17 protein-coding genes are annotated in these 24,959 nt (G+C 29.5%); 2 read left to right on the top strand and 15 right to left on the bottom strand.

Annotated elements, in window-relative coordinates; translation table 11 throughout:
• Nucleotide 1: 1 nt before the first annotated feature.
• Together gatA and ileS are read right to left on the bottom strand one after the other, a co-directional pair.
• Nucleotides 2-1,366, bottom strand: coding sequence for an Asp-tRNA(Asn)/Glu-tRNA(Gln) amidotransferase subunit GatA (gene gatA, locus L8V82_RS02620; protein ID WP_263723906.1), 1,365 nt, complete (start codon nucleotides 1,364-1,366; stop codon nucleotides 2-4).
• 99 nt (nucleotides 1,367-1,465) lie between these two features.
• On the bottom strand, nucleotides 1,466-4,231 hold the full coding sequence (gene ileS, locus L8V82_RS02615) for an isoleucine--tRNA ligase (protein ID WP_263723905.1): 2,766 nt from the start codon (nucleotides 4,229-4,231) through the stop codon (nucleotides 1,466-1,468).
• A 100-nt stretch (nucleotides 4,232-4,331) separates the two neighbouring features.
• On the opposite strand from ileS, the gene L8V82_RS02610 reads away from it, so the two are divergent.
• Nucleotides 4,332-5,423, top strand: coding sequence for a CinA family protein (locus L8V82_RS02610; protein ID WP_263723904.1), 1,092 nt, complete (start codon nucleotides 4,332-4,334; stop codon nucleotides 5,421-5,423).
• A gap of 16 nt (nucleotides 5,424-5,439) precedes the next feature.
• Here the strand turns inward: L8V82_RS02610 and L8V82_RS02605 are convergent, their stop codons facing one another.
• The 11 genes from L8V82_RS02605 to L8V82_RS02555 form a co-directional block, all read right to left on the bottom strand.
• The gene (locus L8V82_RS02605) at nucleotides 5,440-7,236 is read right to left on the bottom strand and encodes a ShlB/FhaC/HecB family hemolysin secretion/activation protein (protein ID WP_263723903.1); all 1,797 of its coding nucleotides are present in this window, start codon (nucleotides 7,234-7,236) and stop codon (nucleotides 5,440-5,442) included.
• Nucleotides 7,237-7,386: 150 nt separating this feature from the next.
• Nucleotides 7,387-10,470: a filamentous hemagglutinin N-terminal domain-containing protein gene (locus tag L8V82_RS02600; RefSeq protein WP_263723902.1), complete on the bottom strand. Its 3,084-nt coding sequence runs from the start codon at nucleotides 10,468-10,470 to the stop codon at nucleotides 7,387-7,389.
• Between the two features lie 24 nt (nucleotides 10,471-10,494).
• Entirely contained in the window at nucleotides 10,495-12,819 is a 2,325-nt protein-coding gene (locus L8V82_RS02595) for a hypothetical protein (RefSeq protein WP_263723901.1), read from the bottom strand.
• Nucleotides 12,820-13,309: 490 nt separating this feature from the next.
• The gene (locus L8V82_RS02590) at nucleotides 13,310-13,807 is read right to left on the bottom strand and encodes a TlpA disulfide reductase family protein (RefSeq protein ID WP_318529460.1); all 498 of its coding nucleotides are present in this window, start codon (nucleotides 13,805-13,807) and stop codon (nucleotides 13,310-13,312) included.
• Nucleotides 13,768-14,259 carry a TlpA family protein disulfide reductase gene (locus L8V82_RS02585; RefSeq protein ID WP_263723899.1) on the bottom strand — a complete coding sequence of 164 codons (492 nt, stop codon included), beginning with the start codon at nucleotides 14,257-14,259 and terminating at the stop codon, nucleotides 13,768-13,770. Before L8V82_RS02585 ends, L8V82_RS02590 begins: the two co-directional genes overlap by 40 nt.
• Complete coding sequence (locus tag L8V82_RS02580) at nucleotides 14,249-14,905, bottom strand: ABC transporter ATP-binding protein (RefSeq protein WP_012661870.1); 657 nt, start codon at nucleotides 14,903-14,905, stop codon at nucleotides 14,249-14,251. The genes L8V82_RS02585 and L8V82_RS02580 overlap by 11 nt, the downstream gene beginning before the upstream one ends.
• Complete coding sequence (locus tag L8V82_RS02575; protein ID WP_263723898.1) at nucleotides 14,905-16,020, bottom strand: ABC transporter permease; 1,116 nt, start codon at nucleotides 16,018-16,020, stop codon at nucleotides 14,905-14,907. The genes L8V82_RS02580 and L8V82_RS02575 overlap by 1 nt, the downstream gene beginning before the upstream one ends.
• The gene (locus L8V82_RS02570) at nucleotides 16,010-17,302 is read right to left on the bottom strand and encodes an ABC transporter permease (RefSeq protein WP_263723897.1); all 1,293 of its coding nucleotides are present in this window, start codon (nucleotides 17,300-17,302) and stop codon (nucleotides 16,010-16,012) included. The genes L8V82_RS02575 and L8V82_RS02570 overlap by 11 nt, the downstream gene beginning before the upstream one ends.
• Nucleotides 17,292-18,713, bottom strand: coding sequence for a Fe-S-containing protein (locus L8V82_RS02565; protein WP_263723896.1), 1,422 nt, complete (start codon nucleotides 18,711-18,713; stop codon nucleotides 17,292-17,294). Before L8V82_RS02565 ends, L8V82_RS02570 begins: the two co-directional genes overlap by 11 nt.
• Before the next feature lie 76 nt (nucleotides 18,714-18,789).
• Nucleotides 18,790-19,311, bottom strand: coding sequence for a ferrirhodotorulic acid transporter, periplasmic binding protein (locus tag L8V82_RS02560; protein ID WP_012661874.1), 522 nt, complete (start codon nucleotides 19,309-19,311; stop codon nucleotides 18,790-18,792).
• A complete protein-coding gene (locus L8V82_RS02555) occupies nucleotides 19,308-21,359 on the bottom strand; it encodes an FTR1 family iron permease (RefSeq protein WP_263723895.1) in 2,052 nt (683 codons plus the stop codon). Before L8V82_RS02555 ends, L8V82_RS02560 begins: the two co-directional genes overlap by 4 nt.
• Before the next feature lie 325 nt (nucleotides 21,360-21,684).
• On the opposite strand from L8V82_RS02555, the gene L8V82_RS02550 reads away from it, so the two are divergent.
• The gene (locus tag L8V82_RS02550) at nucleotides 21,685-23,019 is read left to right on the top strand and encodes a cation:dicarboxylate symporter family transporter (protein WP_263675259.1); all 1,335 of its coding nucleotides are present in this window, start codon (nucleotides 21,685-21,687) and stop codon (nucleotides 23,017-23,019) included.
• Here L8V82_RS02550 and L8V82_RS02545 read toward each other — a convergent pair.
• A complete protein-coding gene (locus L8V82_RS02545; RefSeq protein WP_263723955.1) occupies nucleotides 23,016-23,864 on the bottom strand; it encodes a D-amino acid aminotransferase in 849 nt (282 codons plus the stop codon). The two genes, L8V82_RS02550 and L8V82_RS02545, sit on opposite strands and share 4 nt — an antisense overlap.
• A gap of 20 nt (nucleotides 23,865-23,884) precedes the next feature.
• Nucleotides 23,885-24,859: a glycosyl transferase family 90 gene (locus tag L8V82_RS02540; protein WP_263723894.1), complete on the bottom strand. Its 975-nt coding sequence runs from the start codon at nucleotides 24,857-24,859 to the stop codon at nucleotides 23,885-23,887.
• Between the last annotated feature and the right edge of the window lie 100 nt (nucleotides 24,860-24,959).

The following is a 24,959-nucleotide window of genomic DNA, read 5'->3' as shown; positions in this document are numbered from 1 at the left end:
TTTATTTATTTTTAATAATTTCTTCTAAGCTTAAAGCGCCATCTAGTAAAGTTTGTTCATCGTAAGCTTTACAGATAAGCTGCGCAGAGATATTAAGTCCATTTTCATTTTTTCCTACTGGCACGCTAATGCCACCAAGTCCTGCTAAATTCACTGAAATAGTAAATACATCTTCTAAATACATTTGAATAGGGGTTTTAACATCATTAAAGCCAAAAGCAACGCTTGGAGCAACTGGCATAAAAATCAAATCACAATCATTTAAAATTTCTTCATATTTTTGCTTGATAAATCTTCTAGCCTTTTGTGCTTTGATATAGTATGCATCATAATACCCACTACTTAAAACAAAGGTTCCTAGTAAAATTCTTCTTTTTACTTCCTCGCCAAAGCCTTCACTTCTGCTATTTACATACATTTGGCTAAGATTATCACATTTTTCGCTTCTTCTACCATATCTTACACCATCATAACGACTCAAATTTGCACTTGCTTCAGCTGCTGCTATGATATAATAAGCTGCAACATCAAATGTAGAATCCATTAAGTCTTTATAAACAATCTCATGTCCATTTGCTTTTAACATATCTATGGTTTTTAATAAGGCTTGTTTTACATCATCATTGGTTTGTTCTACATAGTTTTTAATCACAGCTATTTTTAGCTTTTTATTTGCATTTAGTTTTGGCGCAGTTGGTTCAAAAGCTATGTTTGCACTTGTGCTATCTTTTTCATCATAACCTGCAATAGCATCATATAAAATCGCAGCATCTTCAACATTTTGCGTTAAAACTCCGATTTGATCAAGGCTTGAAGAATACGCTGCTAAACCATACCTGCTAACTCTTCCATAACTTGGCTTAAACCCAACACAACCACAAAAAGCAGCAGGCTGTCTTACTGAACCACCCGTATCTGAGCCCAAACTTGCCAAAGCTATCCCCGCAGCAACTGCAGCAGCACTCCCTCCACTACTTCCACCTGGGACTTTGGTATTATCAAGTGGGTTTAAAGTCTTACCATAAAAAGAAGTCGCACTCGTACTTCCCATAGCAAACTCATCCATATTGCATCTTCCAAATGGAGCAAAATTATTTTTACGTAAATTCACAATAGCACTTGCATCATAAGGAGCCACATAGCCTTGTAAAATTTTAGAACCGCAAGTTAACTCCCAATCTTTTACACTAATATTATCTTTTATAGCTACTGGCACACCAGCACCTGAAGTGCTTAAGTCTTTATTTAAAAACTGCTCTACATAAGCACCTAAATGCTTTTGCTGATGTGCTTTTTCATTTAATTCTTTTTTTAGATTTTCTAATTCTTCATTTGAAAATTTCAAAGCTTCTTTTAAAGTTACCATTATTTATCCTTAAATTTTTTAACCAAATAAAATAAAAAAAGCGTGATCAATAAAAAGCTCAATAAAGTAATCACTACCACGCTAAAAGGTAAAGCTTGCTCAAACATTTTTTGCTTTTTCCACGCTATTACATCTTGGACATAAGCATTCTTCTTCTTTTGCTAAAAATTTCCAACATCTTGGACACTTGTGCAATGAAGAACGCACTATTTTAAAACTATGATCATCTATTTTAAACTCACTCAAAGCTTCTTTATCATCTAAGCTTTCTACCGAGCTTACCATAAACCAATCAGCTACTTCTTCAATATCTTCACTTAAAAGCTCATTTGCACTTGTTTGCAAGCTTAACTCTAGAGTTGATTTGATGATTTTATCTTTTTTTAACATATCAACAAGCTCAAAGAATTTTTCTCTTGATTTTATAAATAATTCATCTTCGATTTTATACTCATAATCAAAGCCATTTTTTAATACCAAATCAAACACATCTTTAGCATTTTCTTTAATAGCCACATTTGCATGCTCTAAAGCTTCATCTATGGTGTAAGTTAAACTTGGAGCTAAAAGCGCAAAAAGTTTTCTAGCTATTAACACCATGGCACTTTGTGCACTTACTCTCTTTGTATTATCTTTTGCATTACAATATAATCTATCTTTACACACATCTAAATATATTCCACTTAAATCCGCACTTAAGAAATTTAAAAGCACACTAAAGCCTTTTGCAAATTCATATTTTTCAAAAGCAGCTTCACATGCTTCAAAAGCAACTTTTGCACGCATTAAAATCCATTTATCTAAAAGTGTGAAATTTTTTGTTTCTAAAAATTCCATATCATTAGTATTTGCAAGTAAAAATCTTATAGTATTTCTTATCTTTCTATACTGCTCGCTTACTTGTTTTAAGATATTGTCTGAAATTTTTAAGTCCGTTGAATAATCACTAAGCATTATCCAAAGTCTTAAAATTTCTACCCCATAATTTTTAGCTACATTTTGAGGTAAAATCACATTACCCTTAGATTTACTCATTTTTTGACCCTTTTCATCTACGGTAAAGCCATGAGTAAGTATGTTTTTATATGGGGTTTTGTGATTGATAGCAGTGGAAATTAAAAGTGAGCTTTGAAACCACCCACGGTGCTGGTCACTTCCTTCAAGATACATTGAAGCTTGATATTCTCCTGCGTCGTATCTAGCTGAGTTTAACACTGCTTCCCAAGTACTACCGCTATCAAACCAAACATCTAAAATATCATAAACTTTTTCTAAATTATTTGGATCATATTTGCTATTTGGCGGTAATAAATCTTTTATTTCTAAATCCCACCACGCATCAGCTCCATTTGCTTCAAAAATTCCCACTAAATGATCTAAAATATCATCATCAAAAATTACTTCTTTGGTGTTTTTATCTCTAAAAAACGCTATAGGCACGCCCCAATCTCTTTGTCTTGATATACACCAATCAGGGCGATTTTCTATCATAGAACTAAGTCTTTTTACCCCGCTTTCTGGGTAAAATTTCACATTATTTAATTGCTCTAGTGCTAGTTCTCTTAAAGATTTTCCATCTAGTTTTTTCTCATCCATTAAGATAAACCATTGTTTTGTAGCTCTATAAATAACCGGTTTATGCGTTCTCCAGCAAAATGGATAAGAATGTGTAAATTTAGAACTTTCAAGCAAAGCTTCGCCAAGCAATTCTAAAATACGCTCATTTGCTTTAAAAATATGAAGTCCTATAAACTCATTTAGCAAATGTTCTGGTAAAAGTCCTTTAGCTCTTAGTGTTTCATCATAACACCCACCATCATCTACTGGCATAATCACTTCAATGCCATATTTTAAGCACACATAGTAATCATCCTCACCATGTCCTGGTGCAGTATGCACAAGCCCTGTTCCACCTTCCATTAAAACATGATCGCCTAAAATAAGAGTGGATTTTCTTTGATTGAGTGGATTCATAGCACTTAAATTTTCAAATTCAGAACCCAAAAGTTCTTTTTGAATTTTTCCTTGAGTGAAGTTTTTATTGATCATATTTTCAAGTAAGGCTTTAGCAAAAATATAACCTTCTTCAGTAATAACATATTTTTCATTTGGATTTAAAGATATAGCTTGATTTGCTGGTAAGGTCCAAGGTGTGGTAGTCCAAATTACCGCTTTTGCTTTTTCTACTCCTAATTTTTCAACCGAAGTTTTATCAAGCTCAAATGCTACAAAAATAGAATAATCTTCTTTATCTTCATACTCTACTTCAGCTTCTGCTAGCGCACTCTTAGCAGCCCAGCTCCAAAAAACAGGCTTGCTTCTTTCTAACAAAAGTCCTTTTTTAGCGATTTTACATAAAGCTTTGTAAATATCTGCTTCAAAAGCATTTTTCATAGTCAAGTATGGCTCATCCCAATCAGCAATCACACCCAAAGACTTAAATTCATCTCTTTGGATATTTACAAATTCTCTCGCATGCTCTCTACAAAACTCACGAATTTCTTTTTTGCTTAAACTTTGCTTTTTATCTTTAAGTTTAACTTCAACTTGCTGTTCTATCGGCAAACCATGACAATCCCAACCCGGAGTAAAACGCACTTTTTTACCTTGAAAATAATGCATTTTGATGATGATATCTTTTAAAATTTTATTTAAAGCATGGCCAATATGCAAATGTCCATTAGCATAAGGAGGTCCATCATGCAGAGTAAAACTCTCACTTACCCCTTGTCTTTTTTGTTTCATTTTTTCATAAGCATAGTTGTTTTCAAACCACTTGCTAAAACGCTTAGGCTCAAGCTCTGCTAAATTTGCACGCATTGCAAAAGTCGTGTTTGGAAGCAATAGCGTATCTTTATAATCCATATAATCCACCTTGAAAAATTTAAAAATAGTAAATTCTACTTAAAATACTTTTAATTTGCACTTATTTTTTTGTTATAATCGCAAGAAAAAAAGGAAAATCATGAAACATCTTATCATCATTATAGGTAGTGAAATTATTATTAATGAAAATTATATGCATTATATACAAGAAGAATACAAAAAGCAGTTTTTAGAGCTTCATGAGTTAAAATTTATAAACAAACCTGATAAAGAACTTCCTTTTTTACTTGAAAAACTTTCTAAAGAATATAGCTATATAACCATTTTTAGCATTAGTGAATACTATGCAACCATAGCTAAAATCATAGCAACCTTAAATGATGATGTTTTAATCTTAGAAAATGATACTTTAGTACCTTCAAAAGCTTTACGTGAAAAAAATTCCTTTTTAAGTTCTTTTGAAAAATGCTATATTAATTTATTAAACATAAATATAGAGCAAAAATTGCCTATGATTTTACAAAATCCTGAACTTGATTATGCGTATTTTTGTCTTTTAGATATAGATGAAATGAGTGCAAATATCTTACTTAGCACACTTACTACTTCTTTTGAAATTCAAACTAGCTCAAGTGCATTGTTAGATAATCTCATTTGTATTAGAGCAAGCGCTAGTCAGTATGGAAAACTAGAAGGCTTTTTAAAGGGAGTTTTTAAACTTTTTACGGGCAAAGTATTTTTAGGGAATGATCCTATTAAATTTATAGCTAAAAAACTTTTAGAAAAAAACTTAAAAATTTCCTTTGCAGAAAGTTGCACCGCAGGACTTTGTGCTTCAAAATTTGCTGAAAATTCAGGAATTTCTAGTGTATTTGAAGGTTCTTTGGTGACTTATTCTAACCGTTTGAAAAATTCTTGGCTTGGGGTGAGCAATGATACCTTAGAAAATGTTGGAGAATACTCTGATCGTTGTATTTATTTTATGCTAAAAGGGGTTTTTAAAACTACAAATTGTGATTTTGCTTTAGCGCTTAGTGGGGTAGCTGGAGAAGAAAATGATAAAAATACCAAAGCAGGCACCATCTACATAGGAGCTATGTATAAAGATGGAACCTTTTTACAAGAATGCATTCACATACAAGGCAATAGAAACTACACAAGAGAGCAAGCTAGTTTGGCTGCATATTGTTTAATGCTTAGATTAAAACCTGAAATTTTCTTTGGTGTTTAAACAAAAATGGTGTATTTCAAAAATACACCCCACCACTTAAATACAATTTCATTCTATGATCATCATCGTATTTATACTGATGAACTGCTCTTGCTGCATCAAGCTTTATATAATACTCATTAGTTTTATTATAAAGTACTTGTAAGCCTACTGCATCTAAAAAATGCTCATCTGCTAATCTACTTCCTGAATCTTTTTCATACCAAGCATAACCTATATCATAAAAAGGAGTAAAATAAAAATTAGTATTTGGTATATTTATTCTTATACCAAAGTTAGCTATTATGGTATTATCTCCATCACCTTCTCCATTATCATAAGCTCTTACTCCATAAGCTCCACCTAAAGAGGAACTCTCAGAAGAATCTAATTCAAAATTCCCTAATACCTTTTGATAGTTTATATTTAAAGTATGAGTAATGTATTCATTAATACTATAATAATTATTCACACTAGCATTGAGTTTTCTAAACCAACCAAAAGTTTTGCTACCAAATTTAAAATCACTATCATCATATACCTTACCTACACTTACCTTAGCACTATAACTTAAAGTATTATTTTCAAATCCTCTAAACAAACCTTCTAAACCCATACTACCTACATTAGAATGTTTATCGGTAGTAAAAACACCAAACAAACTAGTATCACTAAGTATCTTATGATAAATACTTGAAGTAAGATATAAAGAGGAATTAGTATTAATCCATACAGGATAAGAAAAATCTATACCAAAATTTCTAGAAGTACCATAAAATCCTGCATCTTCATATTCCTCACCTAAAGAATAAGATCCTTGAGATATGCTTGGAGTGATTTTTAAATTTCCCAAAAAGAAAGTATAACTAGCTCCATAGTTAATTTGATTTTCATTACTTGATTGTAAGTAAAAATTATAATAATCTCCCATATTAAGTATGGAATTAAATCCCATACTAATACCAGCTCTAATATCCCCTGCACTTTCAATACCATAATTATCAGCATATAATAATACATTAGCCTTAGTATCAGGAACTACTTCTATAACTACATCAGTTTCACCTACATTCTCTCCTGCTTGTAAACCTGCTAGGGTTTGTACTCCATACATTTCATTGACTTTATATACACTATCTTCTATTAACTTAGTAGAGATGATTTTACCTTTGATTCTTTCATTAAGCTTACTTTCTATAAAATAATCTTTTATAGTAGTTTTATTCTTTACTATATACTTACCTAATGTTCCTAAGGCTATGTTTATTTGTACACTATCTTCAAATTCTTGTTGGGGTACATAAGCTGTTGCTGCAGGATAACCATTGACTTGAAAATAATAAGCAATGATATTAGATATATCTTGTAAATCTTGCAAGCTAAATTTTCTAGCACTAAACTCACTAATAAGTAATTGTAAATCTTCTTCTTTAATACCTAGTTTTTCAAAGCTAGTGTTTTCATTAGTGATAACAAATTTATATTTGGTTATTACTTTTTTAGTGGTAGTGTTAGTTTGATCACTTGAGTTAGTAGAGTTAGTGTTAGAATTATTATTGGTTTGATTGTTAGTTTCCCCATTAGCTTCCTCTTCTTGATTTAGTTTTTCTTTTAATTCTTTCTTTTTTTCTTCAAAGTCTTTTTTAGCTTCTTGGCTTTTTTTATAATCATCTTTGGTTTTTAGATTTTCTTTAATGGCTTTGTTTTGAGGGAGGTTTCTATCAGGGGATAATTCTATAACCTTTTCTATATCATTTTTAGCTATGGTAATACTTCCATTATTAGCATAGACTAAAGAGCTAAGTGCTATGGTGCTAAATAAGAGTTGTTTCATGGTTGTTTGTTCCTTTTGATTTGTTTTTTTAAAATTAAGAGTTTTTATTTTTTAATATTTATTATTGATTTATCAAAATATTATTTAATACGAGTATTCATTAATATACTCATTATTATTGCTAGGATATAGCTATCCTAGCAAAGTATTTTATAATCCTCCAACCACGCATGGATTCATAGTTTTATAATTATCACTAACTATGCAGGTTTTACTTTTTTGAAGTAAAGAGGTTTCATCTACTTCTTCAGTTTCTTCTTCTTCATTTAAAGTTTCATCACCTATTAGATTAAGAGAAGCAGTTTGTTCAAAGTCAGGTAAATCTCCACCTTGAGAATTATCTATATCAGGAAATTCAGGTTTATCTACATCAGGATTTAAACTTAGCAAAAAAGGATTAAAATTAAAATTGTCATATCCTAATGTTTCGTTAATATATTTAGTATAAGTGGATTTTATATTATCATTGATATTCTTAGCATCAACATATGCATTGGAATAACTATTATAAGCATTAAGCCAATTATTAAAAGCTTGAGTGAATTTAGGATCGTTGTAGCTTAGCTTACCTTTATTGACTAAATCTAATAATCTATTAAATTCAGCTTGGGCTTTAAAATAGTCTTGCTCTCTGTCTTTAAAGATTTGCTCTAGCTCTTTGTATTTGTTATATTCAGTTATTAATTTATCCTTATTATTATTTAAATAGCTAAATAAAGCTTTATTGTTAGCTAGAGTTGTTTCACTTTGATTTTGTAAAGATATAAATAAATCTTTTGCTTCATTTGATATTCTATTTTTATCAAATGTTTCATTCTTAGTATAATAAGTCAGAAAATCTAAACTTTGCAAAATACCTCTAGCTTCATTTTCATCTTTTATATTAAAATATGTTTGAATAAAAGCTATTTTTTCACTTTCTGTGGTATTTAGATTAAATTTGCTATAAACTTCTAATAATTTTTCTAACATAGCAATATCTACCACATATCCTTTTTGAGTGATATCTTCTATGATTTGACCAATAACTTCTTTATTGAGGTCGTCTTCTTCTAAAGATACGTCAGAATGATTAGGTTTTTCTATAATATTAGCTTTAGATAAAAAATCCTTATAAACACTTTCTTGATTATTATCATTATAAGTGTGGATTTGAATTTTATCGTTAGTATTACCCCAATAGCTTTGATCAGCCGTAGCATTAGCTAAATCGTTTTTGTGATGATAGATGTGGATGTTGTTAAAAGATGCATATCTATCATCTGTCAAGTTGCCGAAAAATTTACCTATTTCATTGTCACTATTTATCATTATATCTTTATTAAAATATATGTAAATATTTTCAAATTTTGCATTAAATCGATTATCACCCTCAATAAGCCCAACAAAACCTCCAGAATAAGCTTTATGATTTGCATAATTAGTATTTACAGCGCTAATTGTTCCTATATTTTCTAAATAAATATTGGAAAATATACCTCCACCGATGTTATATGAGCTATGAATACCTATAAAGCCACCTGCAGATATATGTCCATCGGAAGGAATATATAAAGATCCATCATTTACAACTTTAATACTCTCTATATTTTTTAAAGATATATTAAAAATATGACTTGGCCCATCTACACTAGAAGCAAAACCTCCTGCTGATATTTTACCTTCAATATTTCCAATGTCATTTATTGAAACATTACTTATTAAAATTCCTGAATGCATATAATTTTCAGTTAAAATAGAACCGGCAAATCCACCAACCGAACCTTCAGATTTAATACTTCCAATATCATTTAACGAGACATCATAAACTATGGAATCACGTAATATGCCAGCAAATCCACCAGATGTTGCGGAAAAATGTCCAGTATTTGAATTGTTTATCTCATTTATTTTTTTTATGGAAATATTATAAAAATTTCCCCATCGAGAAGACCCAATAAAACCACCAACTTCGCCATTTTCTGTTGTAGCTATAATACTTCCATCCATATAATCTACATTGATATTTTTAAAAGTAGCATTTTCCGCTGAACCAAAAATGCCTACATACATTGGCTTATTATCTAATCTTGTGGTATCTATATTAATATTTTTAAGTGTAAATCCTTGCCCATCGAAAGTCTTTGTAAAAGAATTATTGTGGCCTACTATCATATTAGTAAATTCGTTAGCATCTTTTTTACCATCACCGTTTAAGTCTACCCAATAATTTGCATAGTTTTGACCACTACATACTCCATTTTTACAATTAGCCCCAAAATCTATATCATCTACCAATCTAAACTCATCAATTTCTCTAATATTATCTAAACCTTCATTCCAACCTTTAGCAAAGTGCCACCACTCTATAGCATTATCTTTTTCATTTCCCATATTACCTATAGTTAAAGCTTTTTTGAAATTAGAGTTTCCTTTATGATTTTGATAGTTTGTTATATTTATTTTATCTTTTATCTCACTGCCAAATTTATAGCCATCATTTGCAAAATTTATCATTTGTCTTTGAGTATAAATAGCATTGGCTGTTACATCTACTTTACCACTTGTAGAGTTAAATTTTGCCATATCCTTGTCTATATAAACTTCATTCCCTACTAAATGAATTTTTTCAGCTGTATTACCACTTGGATTTTTTAAAGCATCACCACTAACATTATCATTATGTTTGCCATTGATATGGCCACCATCTATACTTACCTTATTCCCTATAAGTAATACATTATTAGCATTAATATTACCCATATTTACTACATTGCCTGCTTTTTGTGGTTTAAATACCGGAGAAAAAGAAGCACCTTGTTCTTTAGTTAACTTTGCAAATTTCCACATATCATCATTACTCATCGACGAAGTCGAAGCCACAAAGCGATTAGCATTGATATTTCCTGTTTTAGTAATGATTACTCCATTAGGATTAATTAAAAAGACATTATTACCACCTGCATTTAATATACCTTCTATCATAGATTTACTAGTACCATGAGCAATGTTTAGGTAGTTTTTATCTTTACCTCCAAAGTTTACACTTTCACCTTGACCTATACTAAAACCACCACCCCATTGTATGACTGAGTTTGTTCCATTACCATTAATTTGCATATGACCATTGCCAGAAGTTATAGTCCCACTAGTCCCATGAGTAAATTTACCTCCACTAGGTAAAGCCATTAGTGGAGAAAATAACATTGATACCGTTACACCTGAAAGTATGATGTGATTTGCTAGCTTTTTCATAATTAATCCTTTTGGTATATTACTTTAGTTTAAATTCACTACTATGCTTTTTGCATCTTTACTTACACTTAGAGTGTATTTAGCTTTTTGAACTTTTGCTTTGATGTTTTTATGTAAGCTTTGATTATTTTTAGTAATAGTTTCTAATAAGCTTTGTAAGTCTTTTTGATTTAAGTGTTTATTGTTTGCATCTACAAAGCCTTTTTCACTTTGCATTAAAATAAAGCTTTTATTTTTTACATTATTGTTAGTATATACATTAATAGAACTATCTTTAGAAAGATTAATAGCTTCTTTAGCACTTAAATAAGCCTTAGTATCATCTTTTAAGATAAAGCTATAATGATCAAAGTTATTAATAGTATTTGCTTTGATACTTGTATTTAATACTAAATGATTATTAGTACCATTTTTATGCATTAGTGCTTTTGAGCTAAAATCATTTTCCATTCTAGTTTGTAAAAAGCTACCTGCTAATACTTTTATATTAGTATTATTAAAAATATTAGTATTACCACTTAAATATAAGGTATTATTATAGCTTTTATCATTTTCACTATATACACCAGAAGCACTTATAAATATAGCTTTGTTGTTTTTATACTCATCTATATTTAAATTATTTATATGAGTATAATTATCATGAGTATTCTTAGCTATACCTGCACTAATAATAGCTATACCTTCTCTTTTATCAGAAGCTGTACCTAGAGCAAATTCATCAAAGATAAAAGTATTATTAGCACTTTCAGTTTTAGCATTAATAACATAAACATTAGAACTAGCTGCACTTGAATAATCTTTAATGTTTAAAGTATTATTATTAGCATTTTCATTGGCTCTTAAAATGATTTTAGAACCTTTATCTATATTAGAAGCATTCGATAAAGATTGTACAAGATTATATTTTATAGTGTTTTTTTCTAAATTATCAGCTTCTATAATAGTAGTGAGGTTTCTACCTGATTTTACATTATCTAAAACTATACTATTAGCATTAGCACTACTTGCATAATAATCTTTATTATCCAAACTAACCTTACTTACTCCATATAAGTATAAAGGTATAGCTATGTTTGAGTTTTTAATAACAATGCTATTATTATTTGCTTTAGAGCTTAGAGTTTGTGCTGCTGTGATTTGAATTTTATCTTGATGGTTTTCAACAGTAAGTCCTTGGGTTAAATCCCCATTGATATTAATACTATTATTATTAGCTCCTTTAGTAGCTACCCCACCATAAAGATTAAACTCATTTTTACCTGTAAAATTAGAATTAATCTCAAATGGTTTTTTAAGATTAATATTAATGCTATTATCATTAGCTATACCATTATTAGTCATACCTGCATAAAAGTCTAAGAGTGCTTTTACTTCTACATTAGTATTTAATGCTAATAAGGTTTGTAAGTCTTTTATATCTATGGTGTTTTTATAAGCATTACCTTGTATGATTTTACCCCCATAGATTTCTCCTACTAAGACAGCATTATAAGCTAATGGGGTATTTTTAGTATCTACTCTTAAATCTAGTTTTAAATCATTGATTAATACACTATTATTACTTACTTCATAGCTTTGATTATTATTAACATCCACAAAAGCTCCTCCTAAGTGAGTAGCAGCTGATGTTGAATATGCTCCACTTGGACCATGTACTAATAAAGAAGCTCCATCTATAATAACCTTATTATTTTTAGCATTGCCATTATAAGTAATAGCTCCTGTTACATGAGTCATTCTCTCATCAAAGATATTATCTCCTAGCATGCTTTGTCTATAAGGGGTAGTATGAAAGTCTATCTTTACGCCTTTATTTAATATAACTGTATTATTATTAGCATTAGCATCTACACCAAAAGCACCTAAGATATAAGGAGCACCATTTAAAGGTAAGGTATAGGTGTTTTCAACACCCATATTTACATAGGCATCTTTTAAGAAGTTTAAAGTATTATTACTTACTTCACCTTTTCTAGCTATGGCTGGAGTGATTAGAAAATTATATTTATTATCTAAACCCGTAGCTTTAGGATTAATTACTTCTTTATCAGTAGGTTTTAAATAATATACTGAAGATAATTCTCCTGCTTTTAATACTAAGGTATTATTATTAGCTTTTGCATTAAAGGTATAAGCAGAAACTAAAAAAGGTATATAGCTGATTTGATTTAGGGTAGTATTAGCTGAGTTAGAACTATGAAAGCCATTAACTACAAAAATATCTTCTTTAATACTTGGAGTGAGTATGTCTTGTTTAAAATATAAATCATTCATTTTAGAATGAGTTTTATCTTTAGGATTATCATAGATTAAAGTGACATTTGAAAGGTTTTTATTAGTAGCCATTTGGCCATAGAAGTTTTTACCACTTAAGAGTTTATAGGTATCAAGATTATAATCATATACATCATTATTATTAAATTTGTGCTCTTTAATAACATAAGCATTAGAAGCTTTATCATAATTTGCTTGGGTGGCTGCCTCTAAAGAACTTAGGGAAAAAATAGTAAATAAAGAAAGTTTTAAAAGATTAGAGTTTTTATAGTTTTTTAAAGAGTTTAAAGTGTTTGAGTTAAAACGAAAATTATCGTTCCCCCCCCCCCGTGAGGTGTTTTTTGGATAAATTTATATTCATTGAGAAGTCCTTTCAAAAAATAGTTAATGTGTTATTTAATTATTATCTATTTTGTATATATTTGTAACATTTGTTACTAATATTTTAATAATATAGTCGGAATATTAATATTTTATTTATAAATTTTTCCTTAAAAATAATTTAAGATAAAAGTTATCTTAAATACTCTAAACATAACAATATTAATACTTTCAATAAAAATTATTGCAAAAATTTAATCTTATTTTCTAAAACACTTTTTGGGGTAAGTCCGATGAATTTTTCATTTATTTTACCTTTTTCATCATAAAAAACTATCACAGGCACACCATAAATTCCACCCACAGCTTTAGATAAAAATGAGCTTGCTTTGGCTTCATATAAAAGTGGCAAATCTAGCTTTTTTTCCAAAAGAATTTTTTGAGCTTCTTCTTTTGAATTAACTCCATTTAGCACCGCTAAAATAGGAAAATTTCTTTCTTTATAAAGCTCGTTTAACATAGGAATTTGTGCATTACATGCGCCACAATCTTGCGTGAAAAAAAATAAAGCATACGCTTGATTTGTATTTTGTGTTTTTAAGGTTTTTTCAAAACCATCATATTTAAAAGTATAGTTTTGATTTGAATTTAGGGTTTGAAATTCATTGTTTGAGCATGCACTAAAGAAAAAAATGCTTATTAAAGCCAAGAAGCAATAGAAGCTTTTAGTTGCGACCATGGTTTTTCTCCTATAATTTTATCTTGCACAACTCCATCTTTAATGACAAAAGTAGTTGGTACTGCAAAAACACTAAATCTTTGCCATGAGATATCTAAATCATCTTGTAAAAATATGATATTTTTATAATCATATTTTGTAGCAAATTCTTCAAAATCCTTACCCTTATCTATAGAATCAAGCGCTAGAATAGTCATTTTTTTAGGGTATTCGTTAGCTAGTTTTTCCAAAAGTGGTAAATCTTTTAAACAAGATGCACAACCTTGCTCCACAAAAGTTAAAACGATAAGATTATCAAAATCAGCTAGTTTGATTTTCTCACCTTCTAAATTTTTTGCTGCGATTTCTGGTGCTTTTAAGCCTATTTTACCACCATTTTTATTGTTGTTTTCAAAACACGCACTTAAAAAAACTAAACATAAACAAGCTAAAATTATACTTTTAATTTTCACTTTTCATCACTCCATGACTTAAAATGATAGTTCTATCAGCAAAGGTAGCTAAGTCTGGATTATGAGTGATTAAAACTATGGTTTTGCCATCTTGTTTTAATTTACAAAAAAGTTCTAGAATATTTTTTTCATTTGCCTCATCTAAATTTCCAGTTGGCTCATCTGCTAATAAAATTTCAGGATCATTTACTAAAGCTCTTGCTATGCATAGTCTTTGTTGTTCCCCGCCACTTAGTTGGCTTGGTAAATGCGTAAGTCTATGTGAAAGCCCTACTTTTTCTAGCGCCATTATAGCGTCTTTTTGCTCTATACTTGAGTGATAAAACTGAGCTAGCATAACATTTTCTAAAGCATTTAAATAAGGTATTAAATGAAATTGTTGAAAGATTAAGCCTATTTTTTCTCTTCTGATTACGCTTTTTTCTTCTTCACTTAAATTTCCAACTTCTTTATCATCTAAAAAATACTCCCCGCTACTTTGAGTATCCATCAAAGAAAGTATATTTAAAAGCGTTGATTTACCTGAACCTGATGGACCCATGATAGCTAGCCATTCACCTTGCTTTACTTCTAGGTTGATATTTTGCAAAGCTTTAACTTCATTAAAATTACGATTTAAATTTGAAATTTTTATAATATTTTTCATCACTCACCCTTTAAATTTTCACAAACATTGATTTTTAAAGCTTTTTTTAGCGGCAAAATACTTGCAAAAAATGCAAATACCAAAGAAACAAGCACCGCAAAAAATACCGAAAGCAACCTAAAATCTATACTTGCATTAAAAATCAAATACCCAAAAATATTTGCCAAAAAATATCCACAAAAAGCACCAAGCAAACTCGCACTTAAACTTAAAATAAATACTTCAGCTCCAAAGAGCTTGATGATTTCTTTATGCTTAGCTCCTAGTGCAAGGTGCAAGGCTATTTCTTTTTTTCTTGAAAAAATCACCGCACTAAGAGTGGTATTTACACTCAAAGAACTAATGAGTAAAATCGTTAAGCTAATCAAAGCCATTAAAGCTTTGATCTTTTCTAAAATCACTCCTTCGCTAATGGACACTGAAGCTATGACTTTAGCTTCTACATTGCCCTTGCTAAGCTCTTTTGCTTTTTGATCTAAACTTTCATAATCACCTAGCAAAATAGCTTGAGCATAATTTATCACTTCTTTAGCTGCTAACTCTTGAGCTTTTTTTAAAGAAATGATTAAAACCCCATCTTGCTCATCGTTACTTCTTAAAATAGCTTTGATTTTTACTTTGACTATTTTAGATATATTTGGATTATAAATTTGTAATTCTTGTCCTATTTTAAGCTCAAGTTGTTTAGCTAAATCAGCTCCCACAAAGGCACTATCTTCGCTAAAATCGCTCAAAGAAAAACTTCCTTTTAAAACCTCCATAAAAGGCTTGGTAAGCTTTAAATTTGCAAAATCAACCCCAACAACTACCGCACTTGAGCTTTCAAGATTATAAAAACCATATAAAAATGGGGTTAAAGCTTTTGCCTTCAAGCTTTCTTTGGCTTGATTAAATTCATCCATACTTAAAAACTCATCATCTTTTGGCGTGATGATAAAATTAGCTCCATAAGCTTTTAATTCTTTAGATAATTTTGTGTCAATATCAAAATAAATATTAAAAAATGAAGCACTAACCATAGCACCCATAAACACAGCTATAAAAATAATACAAACTCTTTTATAAGAAAAAATAAGAGATTTAAAAACCTCTTGTATAAAAAAATTATTTGCCATATAAAACCTCTGAAGTAGAAAGTTTAGAAATTCCTTTGATAGAAAACAAACATCCTAAAAATACTATAAGCACTGCAAAAAATAAACAAATTGGTAGGATAATCCAAGAAATTTCAATGGTATGTTCAAATATACTCAAGGCGATAATCTCTGACATACCTATACCAAAAGCAAAGCCCAAAACAGCCCCAACTAAAGCTACCACAACCCCTTCTAACGCAAAAATCATATAAATTTGCAAAGTGCTAGCGCCTAAAGCTTTTAAAAGCCCTATTTCACTTTTTCTTCTAAAAATATCCGCACTCATTAAAGATGATATAGCTATGGAAGCTACGATTAAACATATAATACTAACTACTGCCATTAAAGATTGAATTTTAGACACTATCAAACTTTCTGCATCTGAAATCGCACTCACTACTTTTGTGCTAGCACCTTTAAAATCTTCTGCGATTTGATAAGCAATAGAACTTACATAAGCAGTACAATACCACTGATCATACTCAAGCTGATCAAGACTATCTACATCGCGTCTTGCTTTTTGTGCTAAATCATTTTCAGGTATAGTCAAAGCCGAAACTTCTGCTTTAGCAAATAAACCTTCTTTTTTAGAAAGTTTTTGTGCTAAAAGTAAAGAAGTAATGATTTTATTTGAAAAGGCTTGAGTTAAGTCTATAATACCAACAATTTTTACTTTAAAAATTTGATCATTTTGCACAAGGATGATTTCATCATCTATTTTTAAATCATATTTTTGTGCTAAGTCTTTTCCTAGCATTATTTCATCTAAACTATCATCTTTTGGATAATTTCCTTTAATTTGACTATATTTGTATAATTCTTTAATACCTGCATAAAAATCATCATCATCTTGAACCTTTATAGCCTTATCAAAATAAGTTCCCACTAAAGAGATATTTTCATAATTTGCATTTGGAGTTTGAATTTTTACCTGGGTATCTAAAAATGGCGCAAAGGCATTGATATTATTTCTCCAAAAAATTTCTTTTATAGTATGAAGCTTATTTTCTTCTAAAAAATTTTGATTTTTCAAAGGCTCATAGATTTTATTACCCACTTCTACACTTAAACTTGTACCTTTAGGTAAAACTAAAATGTTTGACCCATAACTTCTTAATTCTTTTGTAATTTCATTACCTATACCCAAAGTAAGATTTAACATAGTAGCCATAAGTAAAGTAGCTAAAAAAATGGTTAGTAAAGCTAGAGATTTTTGAATTTTATTTTGAAAAATGGAATTTTTTACAATCTTAACTTGCATAGTCATTTCCTAATAAATTATGAATTCTATATTTTGAAGTCTTATTCATATCGATGTATTCTAAAGGATCGTTTTTAAACTCTTCATAATTTTTTTCATTAGCAAAAAAATATGTTCTACCTTTATAAACGTAAGATCTTGGCGCTTTTAAATTAATAAGCTCAGTATTATCAATAGGATCATAAACTTTCTTTTCTACTACTTGAGTGAAAAAATTCACCCCATCTAAAATTTCTGAAAAAGGTATAATAACCTTACCATTTTCAAATTTATACTTCATAGGGATAGGATTACACCCACCTGCCTTACCTACACTTGGTAAGAAAATTCTAACATTACATGAGATACAAATTAATTCTCCACCTTTTTTAACATACCCCATATCCCCACATATACTACAAGCATCAAAAACAGCTACTGGCGAGTCTTTATCTTCTCTTTTGTTAATTAAAAAAAATCTCACCACTTTACCCTCATCACTAATATAAGCAAAGCGATGTAAGTTATTATCTCTTAAAATCGCTACATCAAAGACAAATTCATCATTTTCATTTGGCTCTACATAGGTTGGCTCGTCTATGGTTACCGGTCTTGAAGCATGCAAGTCATAAAAAAGAAAAATACAAAGACTTAAAATCATAGCACTAAAAATACTTGCACTAAAACTAGTTATAGTTGAATTTTTTGCTTGATTTTTTCTAAATTCTATATCAAAATCTTTTTTCTTGCTGTTTTCACTCACTCTTTGCTTTAGAGCTAAAACTATACAAATTCCTAGCAATAAAAACCATACATAAGTATAAAATTTAGCATAATACACACTTTTTGCCACATAGCTTAAATACAAGCTTTCTGTTTCTACCACGCCTTCTCTCATAAGGTGTAATAAAATTTGCGCTAAAGCTTCATTTAGATAAAAAATCACGATAATAAATAAAAATAAATTTAAAAACTTAAATTTAAATTTCCTTAACCATCTTGTAAAAAGATAAACCCCAAAACACATAATAAAAGCAAGTAAAATAAACCCAAAAGAGCTAATCGCTAAAGAATCTAAAAAATTAGTGCTTAATATAGGAAAATCAATAGAAATATGTAAGTATTTTATACCAAAAGCAAAAGATAATAAAAAAAGCAATATTGCTTGAATTTTTTCTTTTAAAAAATTATTTTTCATAAAAGAAAAAATGATAACATCCAAAAACAATAAAACAAATAAAATATCATTAGAAAAATACAACAAATCATAATTTAGTGTTTTAGCGCTAATAAAAAAAGCAAAATAAGAAAAAACAAAACCCACAAAAGCAAGTTTAAACACTAAAGAATTTTTTAGATTATAAAAAAATAAAGCACTCAAAAGCGCATAAGAAAAAAATGCTCCAAAAAAATGTACAAAATAAATCGACATAGGCTCTTCTTTAATAGAATTTATTTATAAAATCAATAATTTCATAAATAAACCCTAGCAAAAGCTAGGGAAAAAATCACTTAGGTTTTCCTGTGTATTTGAAGTTATATTTAACTGAAAATGGCTCAAACCACTTACCAACACCTGTTTCTTTATCAACATGGCGTCCAAAACCTTGTTTTTCTGGACTTTCTATTAAAAATACTAACTCGTAATTTCCAATGCCTGTATCCATTTTTAAATTTGCACCATAGTGAGGGCCATCATCTGCTACCATAGGCATAAGAGTTCCTGTTTTTACTTTACCATTATCAAGATTAGTTAGCTTATAAGCTATAGTTAAATAAGGGATCCAAAAGCCTTCTGGAAAGCCGTTTTTATTGCCCTTTAATGCATGAATATCTGCTTCAAGGTGAATATCTGCTAAACTAGCTGCAAGATCAATCCCTCTTGGCTCCATTTCGATTGGCTGTAAATAAACCGCTGCTATTTCCATACCATTTAATTCATAAGGATCGCCAATTGGCACCTCTGCTGCAAAAACTGAACTAGCTAAAATACTAGCTGCTGCGCCTAAACTTAATAAAGTTTTTTTCATATTTTTTCCCTTTTATTTGAAATTTGCTTTGTTATAAAAATACCCATAATGAGTAAGATTAAAACCATAAACTGAGGTATGATGCTCTCATAGTAAGGATAAATTCCAAGCCATAAAATTCCTTCAAAATCAAAAGGAAGTAAGCTTGGGGTGATAACCTTAGCTTCTATGAGCTCACCAATGCCTTTGCCTGTAAAGACAAAGACCATGTAAAAAATAATGTATGAAGTTATATAGAAAAATTGTTTTACTGGTATTTTTAAAGCACCAGCTTTTAATAAATAATAAAGTATGATAAGTATAATTAATCCACTAGCTAATCCTATAAATATAAAACTATAATCTGTGCTTGTTTTTGCATCAAATAATAAAGCCTGATAAAAAAGAATAGTTTCAGCACCTTCTCTATATACAGCTAAAAACACACTAAACCATAAGGTTTTTGCTGAATTATTTGATATAGCTTCAACTGCTTGGGTTTTTATGTGATTTGCCCATTTTTTATTTTGTGCATTTGATAAAAGCCAAAAACCTACATAAAATAATAATGCAACAGCCACAAGCATAGTAATGCCTTCTAGCAACTCTCTGCTTTGCCCTGCTTGTTCTTTAAAAATCCATGAAATAAAAAATGCTGTTACAAAACTTAAAAATACCCCACTCCAAAGTGCTGAATATACTATATTTAAACGCTTTTTATTGCCACTTTGAACTAGGTATGAAACTATAGCTACAATGATAATTAAAGCTTCCAAACCCTCTCTTAAAATAATACCTAAAGCCCATATAAATAAAGACATAGGTGAGGATTCTTGAATTTTATCCAAAGAGCCTTCCACTAAGGCACTAAGCTCGTCAAAATTTTGTTTTAATTCTTCTTTAGAAGCACTTGCTTTAATAAGCGCAACACCTTTTGAAAAATAACTTTCTATTTTTAATTTTAAAGCACTATCAATAGCGCCAATTTTACTTTCCATACCACTTGCTTCAAAAATATCCAAATACACATTTTGTAAAGCATCTATACTATTTAAACTAAATCCCTCATAATTTTGCAAAATATCATTAAGAGCAATTTTCATATCATCATATACTTTAGTATAGTTTTTAGTACTCATAGTACTTTCATCAAAACCTTTAACCTGAAGTAAAGCCAATTCTTCTTTAGGCAAAGCTAAAAACGCTTCATATAATAAATCTGATATGTTTGAAATTTCATCTCTAATAGTTTTTTCATCTAAAGTATTAGCATTGATTTTTCTTATAATAGTTCTAAGTTTAGTTTGAATTTTTTTATCCACCCCTGCTTTAGTATATCTTGCTACTAAAACTTCTACTTTTGAGTTTCTATAATCTTCAAACAATGCTGATTGAATCAAATCTTTAGCTTTTTGATAGTCTTTATTTACAAAAGCTAATGCAGCTTGATCAAGCTTTGAAATCATAGAATCCATTAAAAATTGCAACCTTGCATCCAAAGCTGAAGCTTCTTGCAAAGCTAACAATGTTTCATCTTTTTGAGTGTCTTGCTCTTGAGTAATCAAACTTTGAGTTGAATTTTGTGAAGTTTGCTCTTTAACATTCTCTCCAAGCAAAGCCGCAAACATCGCTTCAGCTTGTGCTTGGCGTTCTTTTTCTGCTTTTAAAGATGAGTTTTCAGCTGCTTTTTTATCATAATTTACATCACTAGCTTCAGCTTTAAGCTGGAAGCCTTTTTCTAAAATAGGAACTATTTCATCTAAATCAAAATACAAACTACTAATCAAAGCTTCTATTTTAGAAAAATCTTCTTTATCTTTATATAACTTTCTTAAATTAACAAATTTACGCTCCATAACAATGGCTTTTCTACCAACATTACGCCCAATAGATCCTTCCATGGTTTCAAAATGCTGAAAATATGCATCTTCTGCTTTTTTCTTTGCTTCTAAATTTTTATTTTCTTTATATAAGAGCATACTTTCATTTAAAATTTGTTTGATTGCTTGGGCTTCTTTTTGATAATCAATCTCTCTAGCATAAACAATAGAACAAAATAAAAAAATCATTAACAAACTTATTTTTTTAAACACTATTTTACTCCGAAATGATATTCATTTTTAAAATCATAGTCGCAAGTATAGTACTAGCTTTCTTAAATTTAGATAAACATTATCATTATTTATTTCATAATAAATAATACAAAAATACTACAAAATGCTACTTTTAGCTACAAAATAAGCTAAAAAATTCTTATTTTTAAGAATATTGTTTATTTTTTATTTATTTTAATCATAAAAATAAGTTTTTATTTGCTAATATGTGTTGTTTTTAAAATTACAAGGAGTTTTTGTGCTAGTAATCACTCATGAAAAACCAAGCAAGCTCAAAAAAATGTTAAAAAATTTAGGTTTTTGGGTGATTATAGGAATTATAGCTGGCATTAGCCTTGGTTTATTAGACAAAGAACTTGCACTAGCTAGTAAAATCGGGGTAGATTATTTTATACAAGCTTTAAAAATTCTCATAGGACCTATTATATTTTTAACTATTGTTTTAGGGGTTGTTAGTCTTGAAAGCTTAAAACAAGTTGGAAGTATAGGCGCTAAAGCCTTACTATACTTTGAAGTAGTGAGTACTTTTGCTTTAGCTATTGGTATTTTTATGGCAAATATTATGGGACCTGGAAAAGGAATGAACCTTGATCCAAGTACCTTAGATAAAGATAGTGTAGCTCAATTTGTCAATAACAATATAGAAATAAGCGCGCAAAATGAGATTTTGCATATTTTAAAAGACGCTATACCTACTGACATCATCGCTGCTTTTAGCGAGGGAAAAACTTTGCAAATCTTAGTTATAGCCCTAGCTTGTGCTTTTATTATTTCGCTTATGAGAATTGATGAGAGAAAAGCTATACAAAAAACCTTAGAAATAATGCAAAGTTTTGTTTTTAAAATTCTAGAAATCATTATGTATTTTTCTCCTATTGCCGCTTTTTCTGCGATGGCTTTTTTAGTGGCAAAATATGGGCTTGATTCTTTATTAAATTTAGGATATTTGCTTATTGTTATGTTACTTGCTTCTTTGCTCTTTATCTTTGGGGTTTTAGGAATTATTTGTTTTATTGCTAAAGTTAATATTTTTAAATTTATGCGTTTTATTTCAAGAGAAGTTTTGATAGTTTTTGCTACAAGTTCTAGCGAATCAGCATTAGCTCCACTTATGAGAAAGCTTGAAAAAGCAGGAATTTCAAAAGCTACTGTGGGTTTGGTATTGCCAACTGGATATAGTTTTAATCTTGATTGTACTAATATTTATTTGGCTATGAGTTTGATTTTCCTTGCACAAGCTTTTAATGTAGAGCTTTCTTTAACACATGAAATTAGCATTTTAATCGTACTAATGATAGCCTCAAAAGGTGCTGTTGGTGTAACTGGTTCAGGTTTTATCATACTAGGAAGCACACTTGCAGCTTTATCTAATATGCATATAGCAGAAGCTAATAATGGCTTAGGTGCAAGCTTAGGAGAGGTTTTACCTGTGGCTGCTATTTCTATACTTTTGGGTGTAGATAAGTTTATGTCTGAAATTCGTGCAGTAGGAAATTTATGTGGAAATAGCGTAGCAGCTTTAATCGTAGCTATTTGGGATAAACAAATAGACTGGGAAAAATTCCGCTACGCTCTTGATAATCCTAAAGAATTTACAAACGCAGGTTTTGATTAAAAAACCTCTTTTTGTATTTTTTCTACATATTTTTCTCTTAGCTTTTGGGTATAAAAGCCTACTTTACCATCATTAATCACCTTGCTATCTGCTTTTATAACACCCAAAATCAAAAAAGTAGCTGCGGAAATAAACACCTCATCAGCTTCATACACTTCTTTCATACTAAAAGCTCTTTGATCTACTTTAAGATCAAGTTCTTTGGCAAATTTCAAGATATTTTTACGGCGAATTCCTGGTAAGATTTCATTAGAAAATGGCTTAGTGATTAAAGTTTTATCTTTTATAATAAAAGCTGAACTACTAGAAGCTTCCGTTACTAAAGCATTTTCTACCATAAAAGCTTCAAAAACCTTAGCTTTTACAGCTTCTTCTTTTGCAAGACATTGAGCTAATAAAGAAATTGATTTTATATCCCTTCTTTTCCACCTTAAATCAGCTGTTGAAATAACACTCACCCCATTTTTAGCACACTCATGCTCAATCACCTTGCATTCAAAAGCAAAAGCCATAATAGTAGGTTTTAATCCCTTTAAAAGAGCAAAATTTCTACTAGCAACCCCTCTAGTAACTTGCATATAAAGCCCGCCTTCTTTAAGAGAGTTTTTAATGATTAATTGCTCTAAAATATTTTCAAATTCTTCTTTTGTATAAGGAATTTTTAATTCAATTTGAGCCAAACTGCGCTCAAAACGCTCCCAAAATTCTTCTTTGTCAGCTATTTTTGCATTTACCACAGGAACTACTTCATAAATTCCATCTCCAAAGATAAAACCTCTATCAAAAACACTCACTTTAGCTTCACTAGCTTTTACAAACTCATCATTTAAAAACACCATTTCCATTTCTTGCACAAATCCTCCTTTTAATCAAATAAATCAACAATATCTTTTGGTAAATCAAGCTGATTAGAATAATAAAAATACTTAGCTAAAACTAAAATTCCTATATAAAATTCTATCTTTTCATCTAAAAATTGCTCTATGTAAGCATGGGCATTTTGAATAATTTCTTTTGCTCTATGCGGATTAGCTAAATAATAATCAAGCAAAGCTTCTACATTTTCATAATCATCATCAATCAAAGCAAAATGTTCATTTGGAACTAACTTTCCTTCCATAAACCAAGTTTCATAACGCATTTTGGGGGCTAAAACTAAGGAATTAGAACTTAACGACCAAATCAAATTACTAGCAAAAGTGTTGCCTTCAAGTGATATTAAAAATTTATACTGTAGTTGATCTTGCTTGTTTAAAAATGTTTTTTTCCACTCATTATAACCTTTTCCTGTATGACCAATATCACATTTTTTGTTTGAAATATTTTTTTCAAAAAATTTCACTCTATTATTTTGGTAGACAGCACCTCTAAAAACAGCAATGTTTTTTTTATCTTCAAAAACATACTTATCCTTTAAAAAAACAAAATGTCTATTTTTATCTAACCTCATAATTACATTATTATAATTATCATTGCAAATAGGTCTATCTTTGCAAATTGAAGCTTCTTTTAAAATATAAGAAATATCACCAAAAGCTTTAATCCATAAAAAATCATCATTAAAATATTTACTAATCGCATAAGCATCATAAGCCAATGAAGTTTTTTTAAAAGGGGGTTTTCCTATTTTTTCAGCAGTTTGTGATAATGCAATATGCTTTGCTCTATCAAAATTCAGTTTATTGTAATAATTTATTCTCTTTTTTATATATTCCTTTTTTTCTGTGTTCAATAATAAGATATCAGAAAAAATATCTTTTAACTTACTCTGAAATAAAACTCTTGGGATAAAAGCCCCACATATGCCTTTTACATTCATCATAAATCTAGAATCTGCCATTTTTTTTCTTTCTTTTGATATTAAAATAATATAAATTTTAACACAAGATTTCATTTACAAGACTTAAAATTTAGTTTATTTAAAAACAAAAATGTTAAAA

Origin of the sequence: Campylobacter sp. IFREMER_LSEM_CL2151 (genome assembly GCF_025771725.1) — a bacterium.
Classification (GTDB): domain Bacteria; phylum Campylobacterota; class Campylobacteria; order Campylobacterales; family Campylobacteraceae; genus Campylobacter_D; species Campylobacter_D lari_C.
Note: the sequence above shows the minus strand (reverse complement) of the source record. Positions and strands in the feature narration are given on the sequence as shown.

Excerpts from the sequence above, each read along its gene's own strand:
- L8V82_RS02555 (WP_263723895.1), bottom strand. The coding sequence starts at position 21,359 with ATGATTTTTTTATTTTGTTCTATTGTTTATGCTAGAGAGATTGATTAT.
- L8V82_RS02575 (WP_263723898.1), bottom strand. The coding sequence starts at position 16,020 with ATGGCAAATAATTTTTTTATACAAGAGGTTTTTAAATCTCTTATTTTT.
- L8V82_RS02580 (WP_012661870.1), bottom strand. The coding sequence starts at position 14,905 with ATGAAAAATATTATAAAAATTTCAAATTTAAATCGTAATTTTAATGAA.
- L8V82_RS02550 (WP_263675259.1), top strand. The coding sequence starts at position 21,685 with ATGTTAAAAAATTTAGGTTTTTGGGTGATTATAGGAATTATAGCTGGC.
- L8V82_RS02540 (WP_263723894.1), bottom strand. The coding sequence starts at position 24,859 with ATGGCAGATTCTAGATTTATGATGAATGTAAAAGGCATATGTGGGGCT.
- L8V82_RS02590 (WP_318529460.1), bottom strand. The coding sequence starts at position 13,807 with ATGGTCGCAACTAAAAGCTTCTATTGCTTCTTGGCTTTAATAAGCATT.
- L8V82_RS02595 (WP_263723901.1), bottom strand. The coding sequence starts at position 12,819 with ATGGCTACTAATAAAAACCTTTCAAATGTCACTTTAATCTATGATAAT.
- L8V82_RS02605 (WP_263723903.1), bottom strand. The coding sequence starts at position 7,236 with ATGAAACAACTCTTATTTAGCACCATAGCACTTAGCTCTTTAGTCTAT.
- gatA (WP_263723906.1), bottom strand. The coding sequence starts at position 1,366 with ATGGTAACTTTAAAAGAAGCTTTGAAATTTTCAAATGAAGAATTAGAA.
- L8V82_RS02545 (WP_263723955.1), bottom strand. The coding sequence starts at position 23,864 with ATGGAAATGGTGTTTTTAAATGATGAGTTTGTAAAAGCTAGTGAAGCT.
- L8V82_RS02610 (WP_263723904.1), top strand. The coding sequence starts at position 4,332 with ATGAAACATCTTATCATCATTATAGGTAGTGAAATTATTATTAATGAA.
- L8V82_RS02560 (WP_012661874.1), bottom strand. The coding sequence starts at position 19,311 with ATGAAAAAAACTTTATTAAGTTTAGGCGCAGCAGCTAGTATTTTAGCT.
- ileS (WP_263723905.1), bottom strand. The coding sequence starts at position 4,231 with ATGGATTATAAAGATACGCTATTGCTTCCAAACACGACTTTTGCAATG.
- L8V82_RS02565 (WP_263723896.1), bottom strand. The coding sequence starts at position 18,713 with ATGTCGATTTATTTTGTACATTTTTTTGGAGCATTTTTTTCTTATGCG.
- L8V82_RS02600 (WP_263723902.1), bottom strand. The coding sequence starts at position 10,470 with ATGAAAAAGCTAGCAAATCACATCATACTTTCAGGTGTAACGGTATCA.
- L8V82_RS02570 (WP_263723897.1), bottom strand. The coding sequence starts at position 17,302 with ATGCAAGTTAAGATTGTAAAAAATTCCATTTTTCAAAATAAAATTCAA.